Origin of the sequence: Streptomyces barringtoniae, from assembly GCF_020819595.1 — a bacterium.
Taxonomy (GTDB): Bacteria; Actinomycetota; Actinomycetes; order Streptomycetales; family Streptomycetaceae; genus Streptomyces; species Streptomyces barringtoniae.
In genome coordinates this window covers 60,014-78,118 of sequence record NZ_JAJHNP010000019.1, presented here as the reverse complement: position 1 = coordinate 78,118, position 18,105 = coordinate 60,014, and the positions used below count along the sequence as shown (strand labels likewise).

19 protein-coding genes are annotated in these 18,105 nt (G+C 73.4%); 9 read left to right on the top strand and 10 right to left on the bottom strand.

Going from position 1 to position 18,105, the window contains the following annotated elements; all coding sequences use genetic code 11:
* Positions 1–114 precede the first annotated feature (114 nt).
* Complete coding sequence (locus tag LMU33_RS29780; protein ID WP_228623725.1) at positions 115–567, bottom strand: MrpF/PhaF family protein; 453 nt, start codon at positions 565–567, stop codon at positions 115–117.
* The gene (locus LMU33_RS29775) at positions 564–758 is read right to left on the bottom strand and encodes a hypothetical protein (protein WP_228623724.1); all 195 of its coding nucleotides are present in this window, start codon (positions 756–758) and stop codon (positions 564–566) included. Before LMU33_RS29775 ends, LMU33_RS29780 begins: the two co-directional genes overlap by 4 nt.
* Positions 759–997: 239 nt before the next feature.
* Between LMU33_RS29775 and LMU33_RS29770 the strand changes: the two genes are divergently transcribed.
* Both LMU33_RS29770 and LMU33_RS29765 read left to right on the top strand, forming a co-directional pair.
* Entirely contained in the window at positions 998–1,555 is a 558-nt protein-coding gene (locus LMU33_RS29770; RefSeq protein WP_228623723.1) for a VanZ family protein, read from the top strand.
* Between the two features lie 105 nt (positions 1,556–1,660).
* Positions 1,661–2,896, top strand: coding sequence for an RICIN domain-containing protein (locus LMU33_RS29765; RefSeq protein WP_228623722.1), 1,236 nt, complete (start codon positions 1,661–1,663; stop codon positions 2,894–2,896).
* 12 nt (positions 2,897–2,908) lie between these two features.
* Here LMU33_RS29765 and LMU33_RS29760 read toward each other — a convergent pair whose 3' ends face one another.
* From LMU33_RS29760 to LMU33_RS29750, 4 genes are read right to left on the bottom strand one after another with little or no spacing between them, the layout of a single operon-like run.
* Positions 2,909–3,154 carry a hypothetical protein gene (locus LMU33_RS29760; RefSeq protein WP_228623721.1) on the bottom strand — a complete coding sequence of 82 codons (246 nt, stop codon included), beginning with the start codon at positions 3,152–3,154 and terminating at the stop codon, positions 2,909–2,911.
* A gap of 35 nt (positions 3,155–3,189) precedes the next feature.
* Positions 3,190–3,933, bottom strand: a complete 744-nt coding sequence (locus LMU33_RS29755) for a DNA topoisomerase IB (RefSeq protein WP_308280820.1) — start codon at positions 3,931–3,933, stop codon at positions 3,190–3,192.
* Position 3,934: 1 nt separating this feature from the next.
* Positions 3,935–4,090, bottom strand: coding sequence for a hypothetical protein (locus LMU33_RS41760; RefSeq protein WP_308280819.1), 156 nt, complete (start codon positions 4,088–4,090; stop codon positions 3,935–3,937).
* A 4-nt stretch (positions 4,091–4,094) separates the two neighbouring features.
* Positions 4,095–4,883 carry an SDR family oxidoreductase gene (locus LMU33_RS29750; RefSeq protein ID WP_228623720.1) on the bottom strand — a complete coding sequence of 263 codons (789 nt, stop codon included), beginning with the start codon at positions 4,881–4,883 and terminating at the stop codon, positions 4,095–4,097.
* A 186-nt stretch (positions 4,884–5,069) separates the two neighbouring features.
* Here LMU33_RS29750 and LMU33_RS29745 point away from each other — a divergent pair, with 186 nt between their 5' ends.
* Both LMU33_RS29745 and LMU33_RS29740 read left to right on the top strand, forming a co-directional pair.
* A complete protein-coding gene (locus LMU33_RS29745; RefSeq protein ID WP_228623719.1) occupies positions 5,070–6,113 on the top strand; it encodes a PHP domain-containing protein in 1,044 nt (347 codons plus the stop codon).
* A gap of 51 nt (positions 6,114–6,164) precedes the next feature.
* Positions 6,165–6,830, top strand: a complete 666-nt coding sequence (locus tag LMU33_RS29740) for an HAD family hydrolase (protein ID WP_228623718.1) — start codon at positions 6,165–6,167, stop codon at positions 6,828–6,830.
* Positions 6,831–7,058: 228 nt separating this feature from the next.
* On the opposite strand, the gene LMU33_RS29735 is transcribed toward LMU33_RS29740, so the two are convergent.
* Positions 7,059–7,937 (bottom strand): alpha/beta fold hydrolase, encoded by an 879-nt coding sequence (locus LMU33_RS29735; RefSeq protein WP_228623717.1) that lies wholly within the window; start codon positions 7,935–7,937, stop codon positions 7,059–7,061.
* A gap of 178 nt (positions 7,938–8,115) precedes the next feature.
* On the opposite strand from LMU33_RS29735, the gene LMU33_RS29730 reads away from it, so the two are divergent.
* Both LMU33_RS29730 and LMU33_RS29725 read left to right on the top strand, forming a co-directional pair.
* Complete coding sequence (locus tag LMU33_RS29730; protein ID WP_228623716.1) at positions 8,116–9,147, top strand: SDR family oxidoreductase; 1,032 nt, start codon at positions 8,116–8,118, stop codon at positions 9,145–9,147.
* A 34-nt stretch (positions 9,148–9,181) separates the two neighbouring features.
* A complete protein-coding gene (locus LMU33_RS29725) occupies positions 9,182–9,358 on the top strand; it encodes a hypothetical protein (protein ID WP_228623715.1) in 177 nt (58 codons plus the stop codon).
* A 146-nt stretch (positions 9,359–9,504) separates the two neighbouring features.
* On the opposite strand, the gene LMU33_RS29720 is transcribed toward LMU33_RS29725, so the two are convergent.
* Positions 9,505–10,797 (bottom strand): ROK family transcriptional regulator, encoded by a 1,293-nt coding sequence (locus tag LMU33_RS29720; RefSeq protein WP_228623714.1) that lies wholly within the window; start codon positions 10,795–10,797, stop codon positions 9,505–9,507.
* Positions 10,798–10,899: 102 nt separating this feature from the next.
* A complete protein-coding gene (locus LMU33_RS29715; protein WP_228623713.1) occupies positions 10,900–14,073 on the bottom strand; it encodes a bifunctional cytochrome P450/NADPH--P450 reductase in 3,174 nt (1,057 codons plus the stop codon).
* Between the two features lie 246 nt (positions 14,074–14,319).
* On the opposite strand from LMU33_RS29715, the gene LMU33_RS29710 reads away from it, so the two are divergent.
* Together LMU33_RS29710 and LMU33_RS29705 are read left to right on the top strand one after the other, a co-directional pair.
* A complete protein-coding gene (locus LMU33_RS29710) occupies positions 14,320–14,961 on the top strand; it encodes a PAS domain-containing protein (protein WP_228623712.1) in 642 nt (213 codons plus the stop codon).
* 507 nt (positions 14,962–15,468) lie between these two features.
* A complete protein-coding gene (locus LMU33_RS29705) occupies positions 15,469–15,963 on the top strand; it encodes an FBP domain-containing protein (RefSeq protein WP_228623711.1) in 495 nt (164 codons plus the stop codon).
* A gap of 101 nt (positions 15,964–16,064) precedes the next feature.
* Here the strand turns inward: LMU33_RS29705 and LMU33_RS29700 are convergent, their stop codons facing one another.
* Entirely contained in the window at positions 16,065–16,673 is a 609-nt protein-coding gene (locus tag LMU33_RS29700) for a TIGR03086 family metal-binding protein (protein ID WP_228623710.1), read from the bottom strand.
* Positions 16,674–16,825: 152 nt separating this feature from the next.
* Between LMU33_RS29700 and LMU33_RS29695 the strand changes: the two genes are divergently transcribed.
* Positions 16,826–18,079, top strand: coding sequence for an FUSC family protein (locus LMU33_RS29695; protein WP_228623709.1), 1,254 nt, complete (start codon positions 16,826–16,828; stop codon positions 18,077–18,079).
* Positions 18,080–18,105: the final 26 nt, after the last annotated feature.

Here is an 18,105-nt window from a genome sequence, read left to right as displayed (position 1 = left end):
AGCGCTACGGCCGCCCCGCCCGCCTGCCGCCCGTCGGCCCGCACAGCCGTCGCCGTGCAACGCCGCGCGAACGCACCCGCCCTCGCCCGCTCCTGGGCTTCGCCCCCGTGCATGTCAGCCACCCCGTACCCCCCGGAACCCGCCGGACAGGGCGCGTGAGGCGATGACGTTGCCGCTGATCAGGAGGGCGCCGATGACCAGGAGCTTCGCCATGGCGCGGCCGGGGCCGGTGGCGGCGCAGACGGCGGCCACGACCACCGCGCCCACTGCGGCGGCGGTCCAGGTCAGCGCCCAGGCACTCGGCCGTTCTGCTGCCAGGTCGTCGGAGAGGAGCCGGGCGAAGACGAGCGTGCCGACCGGGCCGAGCAGGGCCAGCAGCAGGGCGAGGTCGACGTAGGCGGGGCGGCCGTAGCCCTGGGAGAACAGCAGCAGGGCCGGGCACAGAGCCGAGGTGGTCATGTTCTGGGCGACGACCCGGCGGGCCGGCCCTCCGGTGGTGACACCCCACAGGGCGGCCGCCCCTCCCCCGCCCAGTTCGACGGTCGCCGCCAGGATCCAGCCGTTCACCGCCAGGTCACCGCCCGTCGGCCGGCCCGTGCCAGCAGCGCCCCGAGGGCCGCCGAGCTCCCGCCGACGACCCACTCCAGGAGGTAGACCGGTGTGATGAGCACCAGCCACAGCAGTGTCAGCGCCCCCCACCAGGCGAGGAGTTCACCGAGGGCGAGGAGGGCCGTGCGGGGGGCCGTACGCCGGGTCATCGACCACCTCCTCGGTTCGCTCTGCGCACATACGCGGGGAATTGTCGGGTATGCCGCTCGGGGCATCCAAGCACCGCCGGACCCATGAGGGGCGGCGGCACGCGGGTCCGCAGCCGGAGTGCCCCGGGAGCGTGAACGGAAACCCGTTGTGCGCCCCAAGCCGCCCGCGCGACGGCATCCCGGGCCGGTTGCCGGGTAACCGGCCTACGAACCGGGGTAGTTCACCACTGGAGGACCGCATGGCCCGTACCGTCCCGCGGCTGCCCGCACTGCTGAGCACACCCGGGAAGCGGGCGTCGGCCGCAAAGACCCGCCGGCCCGCCGCGCGGCACGCGCTGCCCCTCGTCCTACGGCTCTCGGCGATGCTGGTGGCCTTCGTGTTCATGGTGGCGTTCGCCGTCGCCCTGGCCCGGATCACGCTGGAACCGTCGCCCGCCTCGGTGCATCTGACGCACAGCAATCTGCACCCCGGCCGCTCTCTGCGGGCCTACCTGGAGCGGGCGCGGACGGTGGACGCGGTGCGGCAGATCGGCGGGAACCTGCTCCTCGGAGCCCCGTTCGGGGTACTGGTGCCGGTCCTCGCACCGCGTGCCCGAGGGACGCTGCGGGTACTGGCGTTCACGGCGCTGGTGATGCTGATGGTGGAGCTGGTGCAGGGCGCGCTGGTCACCGGGCGGGCCTTCGACATCGACGACGTCCTGCTCAACACCGCCGGGGCGCTGCTCGGCCGGCTGCTGCTGGGACGGCGGCTCGGGCGGGCGGTGCACCGGCGCGTGCCCGAGCCGAAGCCCAAGTGACGGCTGACGGTTCGTCAAGGACGGGTCTGCACCAGGGTATTGACGACCTCTTTTCTCACTCCTTAAATCAAGAGGCGTCTCACCCCCCACGCAGAACGGAGAGCCATGGTCTCCTCACGCTTGCTCCGCAGATGTCTCCTCGCCGCCCTGTCCGCGGCGCTGGTCGGTTCCGCCGCCGTCGGTCCGGCGCGGGCCCAGGCCGCCGCGCCGGCCGCGGCGGCCGTCACCACCTTCTCCGACAACTTCGACGGGCCCGCCGGCTCCGCGGTCGACTCCTCGAAGTGGAATCTGGAGACCGGCGACAACGTCAACAACCACGAACGGGAGTACTACACCCCGGGGACGAACAACGCGGCCCTGGACGGCCAGGGCCACCTGGTGATCACGGCCCGCAAGGAGAACCCGGCCGGTTACCAGTGCTGGTACGGCAGCTGCCAGTACACCTCGGCCCGGCTGAACACGGCCGGGAAGTTCAACGCCCGGTACGGGCACGTCGAGGCGCGGATGAAGATCCCGCGCGGGCAGGGCATGTGGCCGGCGTTCTGGATGCTCGGCACGCCCGTGAACTGGCCCGACTCGGGCGAGATCGACGTGATGGAGAACGTCGGCTTCGAACCCTCGACCGTGCACGGCACCATCCACGGCCCCGGCTACTCCGGCTCCGGCGGCATCGGCGCGGCCTACAGCCTGCCGAACGGACAGGCCTTCGCGGACGCCTTCCACACCTTCGCCGTCGACTGGGCGCCCGGCTCGATCACCTGGTCCGTGGACGGCACCGCCTACGAGCGGCGCACGCCCGCCGACCTGGGCGGAAAGACCTGGGTGTTCGACAGCAAGCCGTTCTTCCTGATCCTGAACCTGGCCGTCGGCGGCTACTGGCCCGGCGACCCGGACGGCAATACCCAGTTCCCCCAGCAGCTGGTGGTGGACTCGGTATCGGTGACGACCAGCGACAGCGCGGCCGGGGTGCCCATACGGGGCCTGGCCGGCAAGTGCGTGGACGTGGCCGGCGCGAACTCGGCGAACGGAACACCGGTGCAGCTCTACGACTGCAACGGCACGGCCGCGCAACAGTGGACGGTCGGCTCGGACGGCACGATCCGGGCGCTCGGCAAGTGCCTGGACGTCACCGGCAACGGCACCGCCGACGGCTCGACCGTCCAGCTGTGGGACTGCACCGGCGGCCCGAACCAGAAGTGGACCGTCACCGGGGCGCACGACATCGTCAACCCGCAGGCGGACAAGTGCCTCGACGTGACCGGGAACGACTCGGCCAACGGCACACGCCTGCAGATCTGGACGTGCACGGGCGGCGCCAACCAGAAGTGGACGGTCGGCTGAGCCGCACGCCGCTCAGTGCAGCGTCCAGGTGTACTTGCCGCCACCGACCCAGCGGACCATGTCGGGGTCGTCCAGGTCGTGGATGGTGATGCCGTACGAGGCGGCGGCCTCCAGTACGTCGGTGACGGTCCTGGCCTCACCGATGACCTGACCGTCGATCTCCATGATCCTGAAGGGCGGCTCGCCGGGCTTGCCCGGGCACACTCCGTGCACCAGGACCCGTGGATGGGAGATGTAGGGAGCTCCTTGTTCGGTCATGCAATAGAGCGTAGAACGCATCGCGTCCCGATGAGTCATCCACCGGAGCCGTCCAGAAGATCAAGAACCGCCGCCTCGACCGCCCCCTGGGTGGCCAGGTAGTGGCTGACCTCGCGGACGGCACGGGTGGTCTGCCGGCGCCGGGCGGTGCGGCTCGCCCGGCCGCTCTCGGCGGGCACGGCGACCGCCACGGCGGCGAGCACGGTGGCGTGCCAGGTGCGGGAGTCCTTGGCGGTGACGTCGGTGCCGGACAGTCGGCGCAGCGCCTCGTTGAGGTCGTCGCTGTGCAGGTCGTGCCAGAGGCCCCGCGCGTAGTAGGCGAGGAAGCGGTCGCCGCCGCGCGGGCGCCGCAGCAGCGCCCGGGCGACGGTGCGGGCCTGTTGGTCGACGAGGGCGCGGACCGTCTCCACGCCGCCCTTGGCCGGATGGCTGAAGGTGATCTCGCCCCGGCCGCAGCTGACGTGCTCGCGGAGCATGGTCGTCAGGCCGTACGTGTCGCTGAAGCGGGTGTGCCGGTCGCTGCCGATGCGGAAGAAGCCGAGGTCCAGCAGGCGTACCGCGCAGGCGGTGACCCGGGTCGGGGTCAGCCCGCGCCCCGCGAGGTCGACGGCGACCTTGGCCCGCAGCTCGGGCAGGGCCCGCGCGACCTGCCGCACGTGCTCGTGCTTGGCCTCCTCCTGTGCGGCCCGGAACCGCTCGTGGTACAGGTACTGGCGCCGCCCGGCGTCGTCCGTGCCGACGGCCTGGAGGTGGCCGCCCGGCCAGGGACAGATCCACACGTCACGCCAGGCGGGCGGGATGGTCAGGGCCCCGGATCCGGGCGAGCTCCCCGGCGTCGGTGAGGGGCCGGCCGGCGGTGTCGGTGTAGCGGAAGCCCCGGCCGCAGTGGATGCGGCGGTAGCCGGGCCCGTCGCAGGAACTCGTCCGCAGCCGCATGGTCTCAGGGCCGGCGCCAGTCGTCGGCGGTCAGGTGGGAACCGGCCTGCGGGCCCATCCGCAGCATGCCGCCGTCGACGCTCCAGGAGGCGCCGGTGACGTACGAGGCGTCCGGGCTCGCCAGGAAGGCGATGACGGCGGCGACCTCCCGGGCGTCACCGGGTCGACCGAGCGGCACGCCGGGCCGCCGCTCGGTGTGCACGTCGATGTCCTCCTGGCCGGTCATCGGCGTGGCGATCTCACCCGGCGCGACCGCGTTCACGGTGATGCCGTACTCGGCGAGCTCCAGCGCCATGACCTGCGTGAGCAGCCCGAGCCCGCCCTTCGCCGCGCAGTACGGTGCCGCGCCGACCCGGGGCTGGTGTTCGTGGACGGAGGTGACGTTGACGATCCGGCCGCCGTCGCCCTGCCGGATCATGTGCCGGGCCGCGTGCTGCCCGCACAGGAACGGGCCGACGAGGTCGACGTCCAGGACCCGGCGCACGTCCGCGAGGGTCAGGTCGAGGAAGGGGGTCATGACGCCCGTACCGGCGTTGTTGACCAGGACGTCGAGGCGGCCCAGTTCGGCGCACAGCTCGTCGACGGTGTCGGCGGCCTGGGGCAGCGCTGTGAGGTCCAGCCGGGCGACGGCGGCGCGACGGCCCTTGCCGCGGACCTCCTCCGCCGTGCCTTCGGCGCCCTGCTCGTCGGTGTGCCAGGTGATGCCTATGTCCAGGCCCGCCTCGGCCAGGCGTACGGCGGTGGCTCGGCCGATTCCGGAGTCCGCGCCCGTGACGATCGCTGCGCTGGGCATGCCCGACCTCCTCAGCTTGCCTGGGCCTCGCAGTACCCGGGGGTGCGGTGGGCAAACCGTTACGCCGTGCAGGGCGCGGTACGTTCGGGACTGCGGGTGCGTTGCGCTCGCCCGCGCCCGCGCGGCGGAGCCGCATGTCGATACGGCCCCGTGCGCCTTCGGGGCGCCTGAGGGAACCTTGGTTGCATGGATCCCGTGGCTGCTCTCGACCGGATCGCCTTTCTGCTGGAGCGGTCGCTCGCGCCCACCTACCGGGTGAAGGCCTTTCGGAACGCCTCGCGGACGTTGGCCGTCCTGCCCGCGGACGAGGTTGCCGAGCGGGCGGCGGCCGGGACGCTCGAGGCACTCAAAGGGGTCGGGCCCAAGACCGCCCAGGTGGTGCGGGAGGCGTTGGCCGGGGAGGTGCCCGGTTATCTGCGGAAACTGGAGGAGGAGGCCGGGGCGTCGGTCGGGGCGGAGGGCGCCGGCGCGGAGTTGCGGGCGCTGGTCCGGGGGGACTGTCACACCCATTCGGACTGGTCCGACGGAGGGAGCCCGATCGAGGAGATGGGCCGGGCGGCGGCCGAGCTCGGACACGAGTGGACCGCCCTGACCGACCACTCCCCCCGGCTGACCGTGGCCCGCGGCCTGTCGCCGGAGCGGCTGCGGGAGCAACTGGCGGTGGTGGCGGAGCTGAACGCGCGGTGGGCGCCGTTCCGGCTGCTCACCGGCATCGAGTGCGACATCCTCGAGGACGGCTCGCTGGACCAGGAGCCGGAGTTGCTTCAGCGGCTGGACGTGGTCGTGGTGTCGGTGCACTCCAGGCTGCGGATGGACGCCCGCTCGATGACCCGCCGGATGGTGGCCGCCGTACGCGATCCGCACGCCGATGTGCTCGGGCACTGCACGGGGCGGCTGGTGACGGGCCGGGGGCGGCCGGAGTCGGAGTTCGACGCGGACGCGGTGTTCGCGGCCTGCGCCGAGTCCGGTACGGCCGTGGAGATCAACAGCCGTCCCGAGCGGCTGGACCCGCCCCGCCGGCTGCTGCGCCGGGCCGTGGACGCGGGGGTGCTGTTCTCGGTCGACACCGACGCACACGCGCCCGGCCAGCTCGACTGGCAGATCCTCGGCTGCGCCCGCGCCGAGGAGTGCGGGGTGCCCGCCGAGCGGGTGGTGACGACCTGGTCCGCCGACGAGTTGCTGGACTGGACCCGGGAGGGCCGGGTCCCGGCACGCGTGGCGGGTTCCTGACCCGCCCGGCGTGGTACCCGGGGCGCAGCGAGAGCCAGGAAGGGACCCCGGATGGACCGTGCCGCCGTCTTCGATGTCGACGGGACCCTCGTCGACACCAACCATCTGCACGTCGTCACCTGGTGGGAGGCGTTCCGGCAGGCCGGGCACGACGTGCCCATGCACGCGGTGCACCGGGCCGTCGGCCTAGGCTCGGCGGACCTGATCGCCCACCTGCTCGGTGACGGCCGCGACAAGGACCGGGACGGGGAGCTGAGCACCGCGCACAAGGCGCTGTACGGCCAGTACTTCGACCGGCTGCCCGCCCTGCCGAAGGCCGGGGAGCTGCTGCGGCGGCTGCACCGGGACGGCTGGGCGGTCGTCCTCGCCACCTCGGCGAGCGGCGCCGAGCTGGGCGCGCTGCGCCGGGCCGTCGACGCCGACGACGCGATCGTGGGCACCGCGAGCGCGGAGGACGTACAGGAGGGCAAACCCGCCCCGGAGCCCGTGGAGCACGCGCTGGAGCTGGCCGGGGTGCCGGCCTCGCGGGCGGTGTTCGTCGGGGACACCGTGTGGGACATGCGGGCGGGCAGCAAGGCCGGGGTGCGCTGTGTGGGCGTGCTGTGCGGCGGGATTCCCCGGGCCGACCTGGAGGGGGCCGGGGCGGAAGCCGTCTACGCGGACCCCGCCGAACTGCTCGAACGGCTCGACGGGAGCCCGCTGGCGCGAGCATCATAGGGAGTGGTACAGGTCACCTGACCGACCGGAACACCATGGAGTGGTTGCCCGTTGAACCAGCCGTGGGTACGGATGGGACAGTGTCCCCGGGCCTCACCTGCTGCCCACAGGGACGATCGTTCGGCTGAAGCCCTGTGGAGCCCTTCGCCGAGAGGCGACCGCCATCCGTGCCCACCACCTGACCGCCCCGGTCGTGAATCCCCCGTCACGGCCGGGGCTCTTTCGTGTTCACCGGCCGGCCGCTGCGGCACCGACGGGTTCGCGGGTGCCCGGGGTCCCGGCCTCGACGAACTCCCGCAGGTCGGCCGTGAGCCGGGCGGCGTGCGTGGCGAACAGGCCGTGGCCGCCGTTCTCGTACATCTTCAGGACGGCGCCCGGCACCAGCCGGGCCACGCGTTCACCGGTGAGTGCCGACGGCGCAGAGGTGTCGTGGGTGCCGTGCACGACCAGCACCGGGAGGTCCAGCGCGGGCAGCTCTGCGGCGATGTCCAGCGCGGCGACGACGGCCCGGACCGCGGTCGCGGCGCGGGGCGTGGCGACCATGCAGCGGTCGATCAGATGGCGGACGTAGGCCGGGGAGACGTCGTTGCCGGGCTGCTGGACGGCGAAGAAGTCGTCCGCGAAGTGCGTGAACCAGGCGGCCCGGTCACGCCGGAAGGACTCCTCGTCGGCGCGTACGGCCGCCGGGTCGATGCCCTCCGGGAGGTTCGGCGAGCGGACCAGGCCGGGGCTGACCCCGGCGACGAGTGCGGCGCGGGCCACGCGTGCGGTGCCGTGCCGGGTGAGGCAGCGGATCACCTCGGCGGTGCCGACGGAGTGCCCGACGAGGGTGACCTCGCACAGGTCCAGGTGGCCGAGGAGGCCGTGGAGGTCGTCGGCGAGGGTGTCGAGGTCGTACCCGCTCCAGGTGTCCTCGGAGCGTCCGTGTCCCCGCCGGTCCAGCGCGACGCAGCGGAATCCGGCCTCCGCGAGCGGCAGCGTCTGGTACTCCCACATCTCCTGGCCGAGATAGGCGCTGGCCACGAAGACGGCGACCGGGCCGGTGGCCGGACCGTGGTCGGTGTAGTGCAGACGCGTGCTGTCGACCGGGCTCTCGAAGTACGGCATGGGGTGCCTCCTCGGCGGTGGGGACCTGGTGCGACGCTCTGGGTCGCGCCGACGTCCTCGATGCTCCCCGGATCGCGCGCACCGGTCGATTACCTGCCATGTCATGGCCCGGGTGTGCGCGCGCCCGGGCCCGGGTACCCGGCCGGTTCCCCGGAGCGTGTGCCGAGAGGAGCCGAAGGTGAGCAGCGCAGCGGGCATCAGGGTCGTCGTCACGGGTGCCACCGGCAATGTCGGCACGAGTGTGGTGCGGTTGCTCTCCGAGGACCCGGAGATCAAGTCGGTACGCGGACTGGCCCGGCGTACGCCGGCCTGGTCGCCGCCGAAGACCGAGTGGTCCGCGGTCGACATCGCCTCCGAGCAGGCGAACCTCGCCGAGCGCTTCGAGGGCGCCGACGCCGTCGTCCATCTGGCCTGGGCGTTCCAGCCGACGCACGATCCGGCGGTCACCTGGCGGACCAATGTGCTCGGCGGCATCCGGGTGTTCGAGGCGGTCGCCGCGGCGCGGGTGCCGGTGCTGGTGCACGCCTCGTCCGTGGGTGCGTACTCGCCCGGCCCGAAGGACCGCGCGGTGGACGAGTCCTGGCCGACGCACGGCTGGCCGGACGCCGCCTACTGCCGGGAGAAGGCCTATCTGGAGCGCACGCTGGACGTGTTCGAGCGGGACCACCCCGAGGTGCGCGTGGTGCGGATGCGCCCGGCGTTCCTGTTCAAGTGGCAGTCGGCGAGCGAGCAGCGGCGGATCTTCGGCGGGCGCTTCCTGCCGGGTCCGCTGGCGCGGCCGGAGCTGCTGCCGTTCCTGCCGGACGTTCCGGGGCTCAGGGTGCAGGCGCTGCACACGGACGACGCCGCCGAGGCCTACCGGCTCGCCGTGTACCCGGACGGCGCGCGGGGCGCCTTCAACCTCGCGGCGGACCCGCCGCTCGACGCCGCCGTGCTCGGCGAACTGCTGGGCAGCCGCCCGGTACGGCTGCCGCGTACGGCGGCCCGGTCGGCGATCGCCGCGGCCTGGGGACTGCATCTGCTGCCGGCCTCACCGCACCTGTTCGACGCCGTGCTGCGGCTGCCGCTGATGGACTGCGGCCGGGCGCAGACCGAGCTGGGCTGGCAGCCGCGGCGCACGGCGACCGAGGTACTGCAGGAGTTCCTCGACGGCCTGCAGAAGGGCGCGGGGATGGACACCGAGCCGATGCGTGGGCGCAAGGTCGGCTGACCCGCCGCCACGCCCGGGCCGAGGGGAGAACGCCATGGCCGCACAACGAGAGCCGGAGCCGGACCGCGACACGGGCCCGGTGCCGAGGGACATGCCCGACCAGCAGGCGGGCGCGGGCGAGGACCCGTGGGAGGTCGAGCCGGACAAGCCGCGCGAGCAGGACGCGATCCCGGCGGACGACGCACCCGACGCGGACGAACCGTCGGCCTGAGCAGGGGGCGGCGCGGTGCCGGGGAAGGCCGTCGGTCCTGTGCGGCGCCGTCGCGGCTGGTCACCCCCGTGGTCCCGCGCGCGTGGCGGCGGCCGTGTATCGGACCCGGCCCCGCCCCTCCTCGGGGCGCTCGTGGCACCGGTCCTTCAGCGCGGCGCCCTCTCCCGAAGTGCCGCTCGCCACGCCGGCAGGCGGCCCTCGGTGACCGGCTCCGGGCGGCGGCCGCCGCTGGCGAAGAAGTCGGCCAGGGGCAGGATGGCCGCGCCGACGGTGACCGCGTCCGAGCCGAGCCGGCCGAGGTCGATGGTCACCTTGTCGGCCGGATGACGCAGCGCGTACGTCGCCGCGTGCCGCCGTACCGCCGGAAGGAAGCGGGCACCCAGCTGGAGCCCGGCCCAGCCGCCGATGAGGATCCGCTCGGGCTGGAAGAGGTTGATCAGGTCGGACAGACCGGCGCCGACGTACTCGGCGGTCTCCTCCAGGACGGCCAGCGCGACGGGGTCGTGCCCGGCGCCCTCGGCCGGATACGCGGCGGCGAGCATCGCGGTGAGCGCCGTCTCCTCGTCGGTGCCCTCGGGCGGCCGTCCGCCCTCCTCCCGCCAGCGTTCGAGCAGCGACTCGGCGCCCGCGTAGGCCTCCAGACAGCCCGCCGCGCCGCAGCGGCAGCGGCGCCCCCGCACCCGCACGGTCAGGTGCCCCCACTCCACCGCCCGCCCGTGCTCCACCTCGGGGGTGACCACGCAGGCGCCGACGCCGGAGCCGAACAGTACGACCACGGCGTTGTGGGCCCCGCGCCCCGCGCCGAACCACATCTCGGCCTGGCCCAGGGTCCTGGCGCCGTTGTCGATGAAGTACGGGACCTCGTCCGGGAGCCGGGAGGCGGAGCGGAGCAGCTGCTCCAGCGGGACGGCGTCCCAGCCGATGGTCTGCCCGTGGACGACGGCGCCCTGCTCCGGGGTGTGCTCGACGATGCCGGGGACGCCGACTCCGACGCCGAGCAGCCGCTCGGGCACGGCCTGTTCGACGCCGAGCACCTCGGCGATGCCGTCGCGGATGTGTCCGGCGATCACCTCCGCGTCGTAGCCGTGCGGGACCAACCGGCGTTCGGTGCGGGCGAGTTCGGTCAGGGCCAGGTCGAACAGCTCGACCCGGACGCGGGTTTCGCCGACGTCGACGCCGATCATCTGTCCGCTGTCCGGGGCGACGCGCAGCAGGGTGCGGGGCCGGCCGCCGTCGGAGTCGACACTGCCGGCCTCCTCGACCAGACCGTCCGCGACCAGGTCGGCGACCACGTTGCTGACCGAGCCTGAGCTCAGGCCTGTGGCCGGGCCCAGCTCGAAGCGGCTGAGGGGGCCGTCGAAGTACAGCTTCTGCAGCACCGCCGTGCGGTTGCCCCGCCTGAGGTCGCGTACCGTGCGCCCATTACGCTGCCCCGCCATGCCGCTCCCTTCACAAACCCTGCCCGACCTGCAACATACCCCTTCGGACAGGCGGAAGGCGAGATTCTGCCAACCCTTAGTTCACGATCTGAGCAAAGCGGCTCACCCTGCCGCGTACACGTCCTCCACGTAACGGCCCTCGGCCACCAGCGAGTCGAGCCAACGCCCCGCCGCCTCCTCGCCACCCGGCGTCCGCTCCCGGTACAGCGTGCGGAAGGCCTCGCGGACGCCGGGGGCCATCCGGGCGCCGTCGCCGCAGACGTACACCCGGGCGCCGGCGTCCAGCAGGGCCCAGACCTCGTCGGCCTCGGCGGCGATGCGGTGCTGCACGAAGGCGGCCCCGTTCTCGGGCGCGGCGCTGAAGGCCGGGCGCAGCGAGACGGCGCCGGCCTCCTCGGCGGCCCGCAGCTCCCCGGCGTGCAGGAAGTCGGCGTCGGGGGCGTCGCAGCCGAAGTACAGCAGCGCGGGCGGGAGTTCGGTGCCCGCGGCGCGGGCCGCGACGCGGTCGGCGACGGCGCCGCGGAACGGGGCGAGCCCGGTGCCGGCGGCGACCATCACGACCGGTGCCGAGCCGTCGATCCGGAAGGCCTCGCGGCAGGGCTGGACGCGGGCGTACACGGTGTCGCCGGGCCGGAGGGTCGCCAGGTGGCCGGAGCCGGTTCCCCGGTAGCGGCCCTTCCCGGAGCGGGCGGGGACGTCCAGGACGGAGACCATGAGGTCCACGTGGCCGGCGTCGACGGCCGGCGAGGAGGACACCGAGTAGGTGCGCGGCCGCAGCGGGGTCAGCAGGTCGAGCAGGAGCGGCCAGCCCAGGGCGCCGCGCAGGGCGGGGTGGTCCTCGGCGAGTTCGAGCAGGGTGCGCGGATCGTCGCCGGGCAGGGCGGCGAGGGCGGCGCGCTCGGGCGGGCAGGGGTTGGCCTCGGCGAGCAGGGCCAGCTGCCGGGGCGTCGGCCGCTGCTGCAACTCGACGTGGTGCGTGAGGAGTTGCCGTACGGTGAGTGGGCGGTCCACGGCGAGGCCGGCGCGGCTCGGGCGGGTGGCCCGGATGTCCAGGACGGCGTCGGGGTCGAGGCCGTACGCGGCGACGGCGCGGTCCACCAGGTCAGGGGCGTTGGGGGGCAGCACGGTCAGGTGGTCGGCGGTGCGGTGGGTGACGCCCTCGGGCAGTGCGATGCGCAGGAACCGCTTGGTGCGCGGGTATGCATGCGCGGTGAGGTCGTACGCCTCGGTGACGGTCATCGGGACCAGCTCGTGCCGGGCGGCCAGGGCGTCCAGGGGGCCGCCGGTCAGCGTGCGGACCTCGTACGCCGTCGTGGGCTCCGCCTCCCCGCTACCGGCGTCGGGGTCGCCGTACTCCGTCAGCAGCGCGGTGCGCAGCCGGGCCGTGAACTCCCGGACCTTACCGGTGAGATCGCCGGAGGCGTCGGCGGCGGTCCGGTCGCTCAGGCGGATGGCGCCGAGCTCGGCGAGGCGGACGTCGATGCGGGTGGGGACCTGCTGGTAGGTGGCGGACCAGTTGCGGTCGCCGACGCCGAGGACGGCGTAGGTCACGCCGGTCAGGTCGGGGGTGCCCTCGAGCCAGGCGGTGAACGCGCGGGCGTCGTCGGTGGGGTGGCCGTTGTAGGAGGCGGCGGTGATGACGACCGCCCGGTCCGTGGGCAGTCCGTCCGCGTACGCGTCCAGGGCGGCGACCTCGGTGGTGCAGCCGACGGCGGCGGCCTCGTCGGCGAGCTGGGCGGCGAAGGCACGGCAGGTGCCGTAGTTGCTGCCGTGCAGGAAGAGGGCGCCGGTGCCGGGGCGGACCCGGGCGGGCAGCGTCTGCGGGGCCGGGCCCGCGTCGGTCCGCGCGGGGATGCCGCCCGGCAGCGGGGCGTGCACGCGGTCGGCGGGGGTGCGCGGGGTCAGTGTGAGGGTGAAGCCCTCGGGCTTGAGGGTGAGGGTCTCCTTCACGGTGAGCCGGTAGTCGGCGTGGTCGTGCAGCCGGTAGCGGTGGACCAGCATGGCGAGCAGCATGGTCGCCTCGTGCAGCGCGAACTGCCGCCCGATGCAGGCGCGTTCACCGGTGCCGAAGGGTTTGAAGGCGTGCACCGGACGGGCCGCCTCCGCCTCGGCGGTGAACCGCTCGGGGTCGAACAGCTCCGGGTTGTCGCCCCACACCGGCTGCCGGTGCAGCATCGGGGTGAGCACGGTGACGGCCTGGCCGGCCGCGAGCGGGATCCGCCCGCCGAGCAGGGTGTCCTCCCGGGCGTGCCGGCCGAAGGCGGCGGCCGTCGGCCACAACCGCAGTGCCTCGTTCAGCACCTGACGGGTGTAGGTGAGCCGGCCGATGTCGTCGTACGACGGCTCGGGGTCGGCCGTGCCGCCCCACAGCGCGTCGGTCTCGCGCTGCACCAGCCGCAGCACGGCGGGGTGCTTGGCGAGGTAGTACAGGGCGAAGGACATCGCGCCGGAGGTCGTCTCGTGGCCGGCGATGAGGAAGGTGATGACCTGGTTGCGGATGTTGGCGGCGTCCAGGGTGGTGCCGTCGGCCGGGTGCGGCGCGCTGAGCATCAGCCCGAGCAGGTCCTCGGCGCCGCTCTGATCGGTGCCGGTGCGGGAGGCGACGACGTCGTCGACGACCTTCGCGAGATGGTCGGCGTCGGCCCGGAAGGCCGCGTCGGCGGCGGAGTGGTCCTGGCCCGGGGTGCGGGCGAGCCGGTGCATGCTCCACTCCAGGCAGCGGACCATCGACTCCACGAAGGGGTGCGGCTCGCCGCGCTCGAAGGAGCCGAAGTCGTAGCCGAACCCGGCCAGGCCGATGGTGTCGAGGGTCATCCGGGTCATGTCGTCCGGCACGTTCACGGCCCGCCCGTCCCGGGCCGCCCGGTCCCAGGAGTCGATGACCCGGCGGGCCACCTTGAGCATCACCGGGTGGTAGGTGCGCATCGAGCCGAGCGCGAAGGCGGGCATCAGGATGTCGTGCGCCTTGGCCCAGTTGGGCTCGTCGTTGTACGCCGTGAACAGGCCGTCGGCGGCGAAGGAGCGCACGTTCTCCAGCGCGGGCCCGACGTGCTTGGCGAACCGCTCCTCGTCGGCGAGGTCCGCGACCAGGCCGGCGTCGGCGACGAACAGCGCGTCCCGGCCGTGCAGCCGGCGCACGAGCACCGGGCCGTGGCTGCGCATCAGGTCCATGACCTGCTGGAGGGGGGTGCGGCCGGGACCGGTGGCGGTGATGTCGACGACGGGGACGCCGGGCAGGGTTCCGGCGGGGTCGGGGTGCAGTGCGGTGGGGGACATGGCGCGGCAACTGCCTTTCGCGGTAACGGTGTACTCGCGGTAACCGAGTACTGCGTTCCAGAGTGGGCGAGCGGCGGTGCGGGTCCGTTCCCCGGCACTTCACGATCGCGCAGTCAAATCTCGGTCGCGGGCCTTGCGCCGACGGCGTCCCGAGGTCTTGGCCATGCGCACCGGGGCCGCACGGTTTGCCGCTGACCTGGATCTTCGTCTTGTATGAGGGGTGGCTCGGCAGTTCGGGAGGTGGGCATGGACCTGGGGCGGGCCGACGGGGTCGTATGGCGCAACCGGGCCCTGACGCTCTTCGACCGGGTGTCGGTGCCGGTCGCCGTGTGCGATGTGTACGGCATGGTGGTGCTGGCCAATCCCGCGATGGCGGCGGAGTGCGGTACGACGCCGGGGCGGCTGCGCGGACGGGACGTGCTGGAGCTGTTCCGCCCGCAGGAGGCCACGCAGGTGGAGCGGATCGCCGAGGCGCTGCGGCTGCGGCACCGCTCGCGCTACCAGGTGTCGGTGCGCTGGCCGGCACCGGGCGGCGCCGAGCGGTTCGGGGAGCTGACGGCGGACCCGGTGAGCGACAGCGTGGACGACACCCCGGCCCTGCTGGTGATGCTGCGGGTGCGGGGCGAGAGCGCGGCGCCCGAGCCGGAGCCGGCACGGGTCACCCTGGTGGAGGGCCGCGTGCTGGCCCTGCTTGCGGGCGGCGCCACCACGGCCGGCGCCGCCCGCGAACTGGGCCTCAGCAAGGATGGCGTCACCTATCACCTACGGCGCCTGTCGGCCCGCTGGAACGCCGCCAACCGCACCGAACTGGTCGCCCGCGCCTATGCGTTGGGTGTCCTGGCGCCGGGGGTGTGGCCGCCGGAGGCAAGGACGTCGGAGGCGGGGTAGGGCGACCGGGAGGCTCGGAGGAGACCGGACGGGGAGAGGCGCACGCGGGGGGGCCGATGCCGGAGCGCGAGGAGCCGCCGCAAGCCGCTCCGGAGTCGGCGGGCCGGAAGAGGACCTACCGGGAACGCCCACGCCGCAACCGGCCGGCCGGTCCGCCGGAGCGGCCGTACCGGAAGTCGCCGCAGCCGATGGCGCCGCCCCCGGAGCGGCCGTACCGCGGCCGGTACCCTCGGAAAAGGCCACAGCCCGGTACGCCGTACCCGCACCCTCCGGAGTGCCGAAGCGGGCCAGTGCCAGACCACCTTCAGATCCTGGAGCTCGTGGCGATCAGTGCACCGAGGTCGGCGTGCTCCGGCCCGGTAGTCGGCGTGGCGGCGCCGCGGCAGCCACTGCCGGAAATCCATTGGCCCGCCCTCCCCTTGGCTACATAGGCTAGCCGTGTACCTAGACCTATTAGGTTTCACGGACCACCAGGTTCACGGCAACGCATCCGGAAGGACTCTTCCCATGAGATCTCTCACCGAGCAGGACATCCGCAACTCCTTCGTCAACTGCTCCAAGGGGGAGGCCAAGCGGCTGACGGTGCCGCGGGACCTCGGCGAACGCCCGTGGGACGACCTGGACTTCCTCGGCTGGCGGGATCCGGGGGCGCCCGACCGCAGCTATCTGGTCACCGAACGGGAGGACCGGCTGGTCGCCGTCGCCCTCCGCTTCCAGGCCTCGCAGCGCGGGTTTCTGCACCGCAGCATGTGTTCGGTGTGTCTGACCACGCATCCCGGTGGCGGGGTGACGCTGATGGCGGCGCGCAAGGCGGGGGCGGCGGGCCGCGAGGGCAATTCGGTCGGCCTGTACATGTGCACCGACCTGGCGTGTTCGCTGTATGTGCGGGGCAAGAAGGTGCCGGAGTCGGGCACGCGGTTCGAGGAGAGCCTGACGACGGAGGAGCAGATCGCCCGTACGACGGGCAATCTGCACGCGTTCATCGACAAGCTGTATGCCTGACGGCACCGTGCACGGCGGCGGACAGCAGCACCTTGTTGCCGGTGCGCCGCCACCACTCCAGCACGCCCGCGGCCATCGTCTTTGCCCGGCGGACCACCCCGTCAGGACACCGGGCGCGCCCACTTTGGGTCCCGGCCGAGGAAGGCGAGCAGGGCCGCCGTCTCGTCCCGGGGTTCGTCGGACGTCAGGGCGGGGGCGAACACGCCGTACCCGCGCAGTCGTGGGACCAGCTGGTCGGCGGTCGGCCGGAGGGCCGCCGCCAGCGCCGGTGTGATTGGCCGGTTCTGACCGGTGGCGGCGGCGATGTCCCAGGCGTGCACGGCGGCGTCCAGCGCGCCCGCACCTGCGGCCAGCGGCAGGGGCAGCGGGCCCAGCGGCGTCGGCACGGACCCGGCGTCGGCGGGCAGCCCCGCATAGGCGTCGGCCACGGCGTCCAGGACCTTGTCCAGCTCGGCCACCGCATCGCCGTACAGGGCGTCGGCCGGCTGGAACGGGTCCTCACCCGGCCGGCCGGCGGTGAGCGCGAGGCCGTATGCCTGCTGGTCGATCCGTGTGTGGTTGAGCACCTGCCGTACGGTCCATTCGGAGCACGGCGTCGGCCCGCCCCAGGCCTCCTCCGGCACCGTGGCGACCACCTCGCGCAGACAGGCGTGCGCCTGCCGGAGCAGTTCGACGCCCTCGGGCCCGCCCTTGCCCTTGTACTCCCCCATGCCGACCCCTTCCGTGGTTTCGACGGCCTGCCGACCGCCGCTCGACGTGGCGGTCTCCCAACCGCCGAAATCACTGTACGAACCCTTGCGGACAGGTTCGGTCCGCAACGAGGGACGTTCGATGCGGCCGAGGAACGGGAACAGGCCAAGCAATGCACGACGTACGGAAGTGGACCACGGGACTGCGGCGTCTGCTGGAGCGTCGCCGGCAGCCGGTGGTCGTCCAGACGCTGCGGTCGGCGACGGCTGCGACGATCGCCTACGTCATCGCCCTGCGGCTGAGCCCCGAGCCGGCCCCGCTGACCGCGCCGCTGACCGCGCTGCTGGTCGTCCAGGTGACCTTCTACGCCACCCTCACCAACGGCATCCGCCGGGTGAACTCGGTGGTCGCCGGCGTGCTGGTGGCGATCGCCTTCAGCGTGCTGGTGGGGCTGACCTGGTGGAGCCTCGCCCTGCTGATCGTGGCCTCGCTGGCCGTCGGGCATCTGGTGCGGGTCGACGAGTACGTGGCCGAGGTGGCGATCAGCGCCATGCTGGTCCTCGGCGTCACCACCGTCGGGTTCACCGCCTGGGCGCGCATCGTGGAGACGCTGATCGGCGCGGTCGTCGGCACGGCCTGCAATCTGCTGCTCCCGCCCCCGGTGTGGGTGGACGAGGCGGGCCGCTCGATCGAGGACCAGGCACGCCGGGTACGGCAGTTGATGCTGCGGATGGGTGAGGAGGCCGCCGGCCGGATCACCTGGGAGCGGGCGGCCGAGCGGCTGCACGAGGCACGCGGGCTGGACCAGCACATCACCCGGGTGGACGCGTCGCTCAGGCAGGCGGAGGACAGCCTGCGGCTCAATCCGCGGGTCAAGGAGGGGCTGCTGCACCGGGTGGTGCTGCGGACCGGTCTGGACGCGCTGGAGATCTGCACGGTGGTGCTGCGGGTGCTGGCCCGTACCTTCACGGACCTGGCCAAGGCCCGCGGGGCCGAGGAGCTGTTCCCGCCCCGGGTGGGGGCGACCGTCGAACAGCTGCTGTCGGAGATCGCCGACGCGGTGGTCAGCTTCGCGGTCCTGGTCACCACCCACCTGAGCGAGAACGCCGAGTCGGCGGAGGCCCGTCTGTCCGCCGAGCTGCACACGGCGGCCGGCACCCGGGACCGGCTGGCCGAGCTGCTCCGGGAGGAGATCGGCAAGGACTGGGCGAACTGGCAGCTGTTCGGGGCCGTGCTGACCGAGACGACGCGGATCATCGACGAGCTGAACACCGAGCACCGCACCCGGCGCCTGTTCGAGGAGCTGGACCGGGTCTCCCGGAGGCAGCGGGCGAAGCTGCCCCGGATGAGCCGGATGCGCGAACGGCTCGGGGTACAGGAGGAGCTGTGGCGGAACCGTGCGGGGTTCGGTGAGCGTTCCTGGTGAGGGAGAGTGCCGGGCGAGGCTCGGCG

Excerpts from the sequence above, each read along its gene's own strand:
- LMU33_RS29775 (WP_228623724.1), bottom strand. The coding sequence starts at position 758 with ATGACCCGGCGTACGGCCCCCCGCACGGCCCTCCTCGCCCTCGGTGAA.
- LMU33_RS29770 (WP_228623723.1), top strand. The coding sequence starts at position 998 with ATGGCCCGTACCGTCCCGCGGCTGCCCGCACTGCTGAGCACACCCGGG.
- LMU33_RS29765 (WP_228623722.1), top strand. The coding sequence starts at position 1,661 with ATGGTCTCCTCACGCTTGCTCCGCAGATGTCTCCTCGCCGCCCTGTCC.
- LMU33_RS29760 (WP_228623721.1), bottom strand. The coding sequence starts at position 3,154 with ATGACCGAACAAGGAGCTCCCTACATCTCCCATCCACGGGTCCTGGTG.
- LMU33_RS41760 (WP_308280819.1), bottom strand. The coding sequence starts at position 4,090 with ATGCGGCTGCGGACGAGTTCCTGCGACGGGCCCGGCTACCGCCGCATC.
- LMU33_RS29750 (WP_228623720.1), bottom strand. The coding sequence starts at position 4,883 with ATGCCCAGCGCAGCGATCGTCACGGGCGCGGACTCCGGAATCGGCCGA.
- LMU33_RS29745 (WP_228623719.1), top strand. The coding sequence starts at position 5,070 with ATGGATCCCGTGGCTGCTCTCGACCGGATCGCCTTTCTGCTGGAGCGG.
- LMU33_RS29740 (WP_228623718.1), top strand. The coding sequence starts at position 6,165 with ATGGACCGTGCCGCCGTCTTCGATGTCGACGGGACCCTCGTCGACACC.
- LMU33_RS29735 (WP_228623717.1), bottom strand. The coding sequence starts at position 7,937 with ATGCCGTACTTCGAGAGCCCGGTCGACAGCACGCGTCTGCACTACACC.
- LMU33_RS29725 (WP_228623715.1), top strand. The coding sequence starts at position 9,182 with ATGGCCGCACAACGAGAGCCGGAGCCGGACCGCGACACGGGCCCGGTG.
- LMU33_RS29720 (WP_228623714.1), bottom strand. The coding sequence starts at position 10,797 with ATGGCGGGGCAGCGTAATGGGCGCACGGTACGCGACCTCAGGCGGGGC.
- LMU33_RS29715 (WP_228623713.1), bottom strand. The coding sequence starts at position 14,073 with ATGTCCCCCACCGCACTGCACCCCGACCCCGCCGGAACCCTGCCCGGC.
- LMU33_RS29710 (WP_228623712.1), top strand. The coding sequence starts at position 14,320 with ATGGACCTGGGGCGGGCCGACGGGGTCGTATGGCGCAACCGGGCCCTG.
- LMU33_RS29705 (WP_228623711.1), top strand. The coding sequence starts at position 15,469 with ATGAGATCTCTCACCGAGCAGGACATCCGCAACTCCTTCGTCAACTGC.
- LMU33_RS29700 (WP_228623710.1), bottom strand. The coding sequence starts at position 16,673 with ATGGGGGAGTACAAGGGCAAGGGCGGGCCCGAGGGCGTCGAACTGCTC.
- LMU33_RS29695 (WP_228623709.1), top strand. The coding sequence starts at position 16,826 with ATGCACGACGTACGGAAGTGGACCACGGGACTGCGGCGTCTGCTGGAG.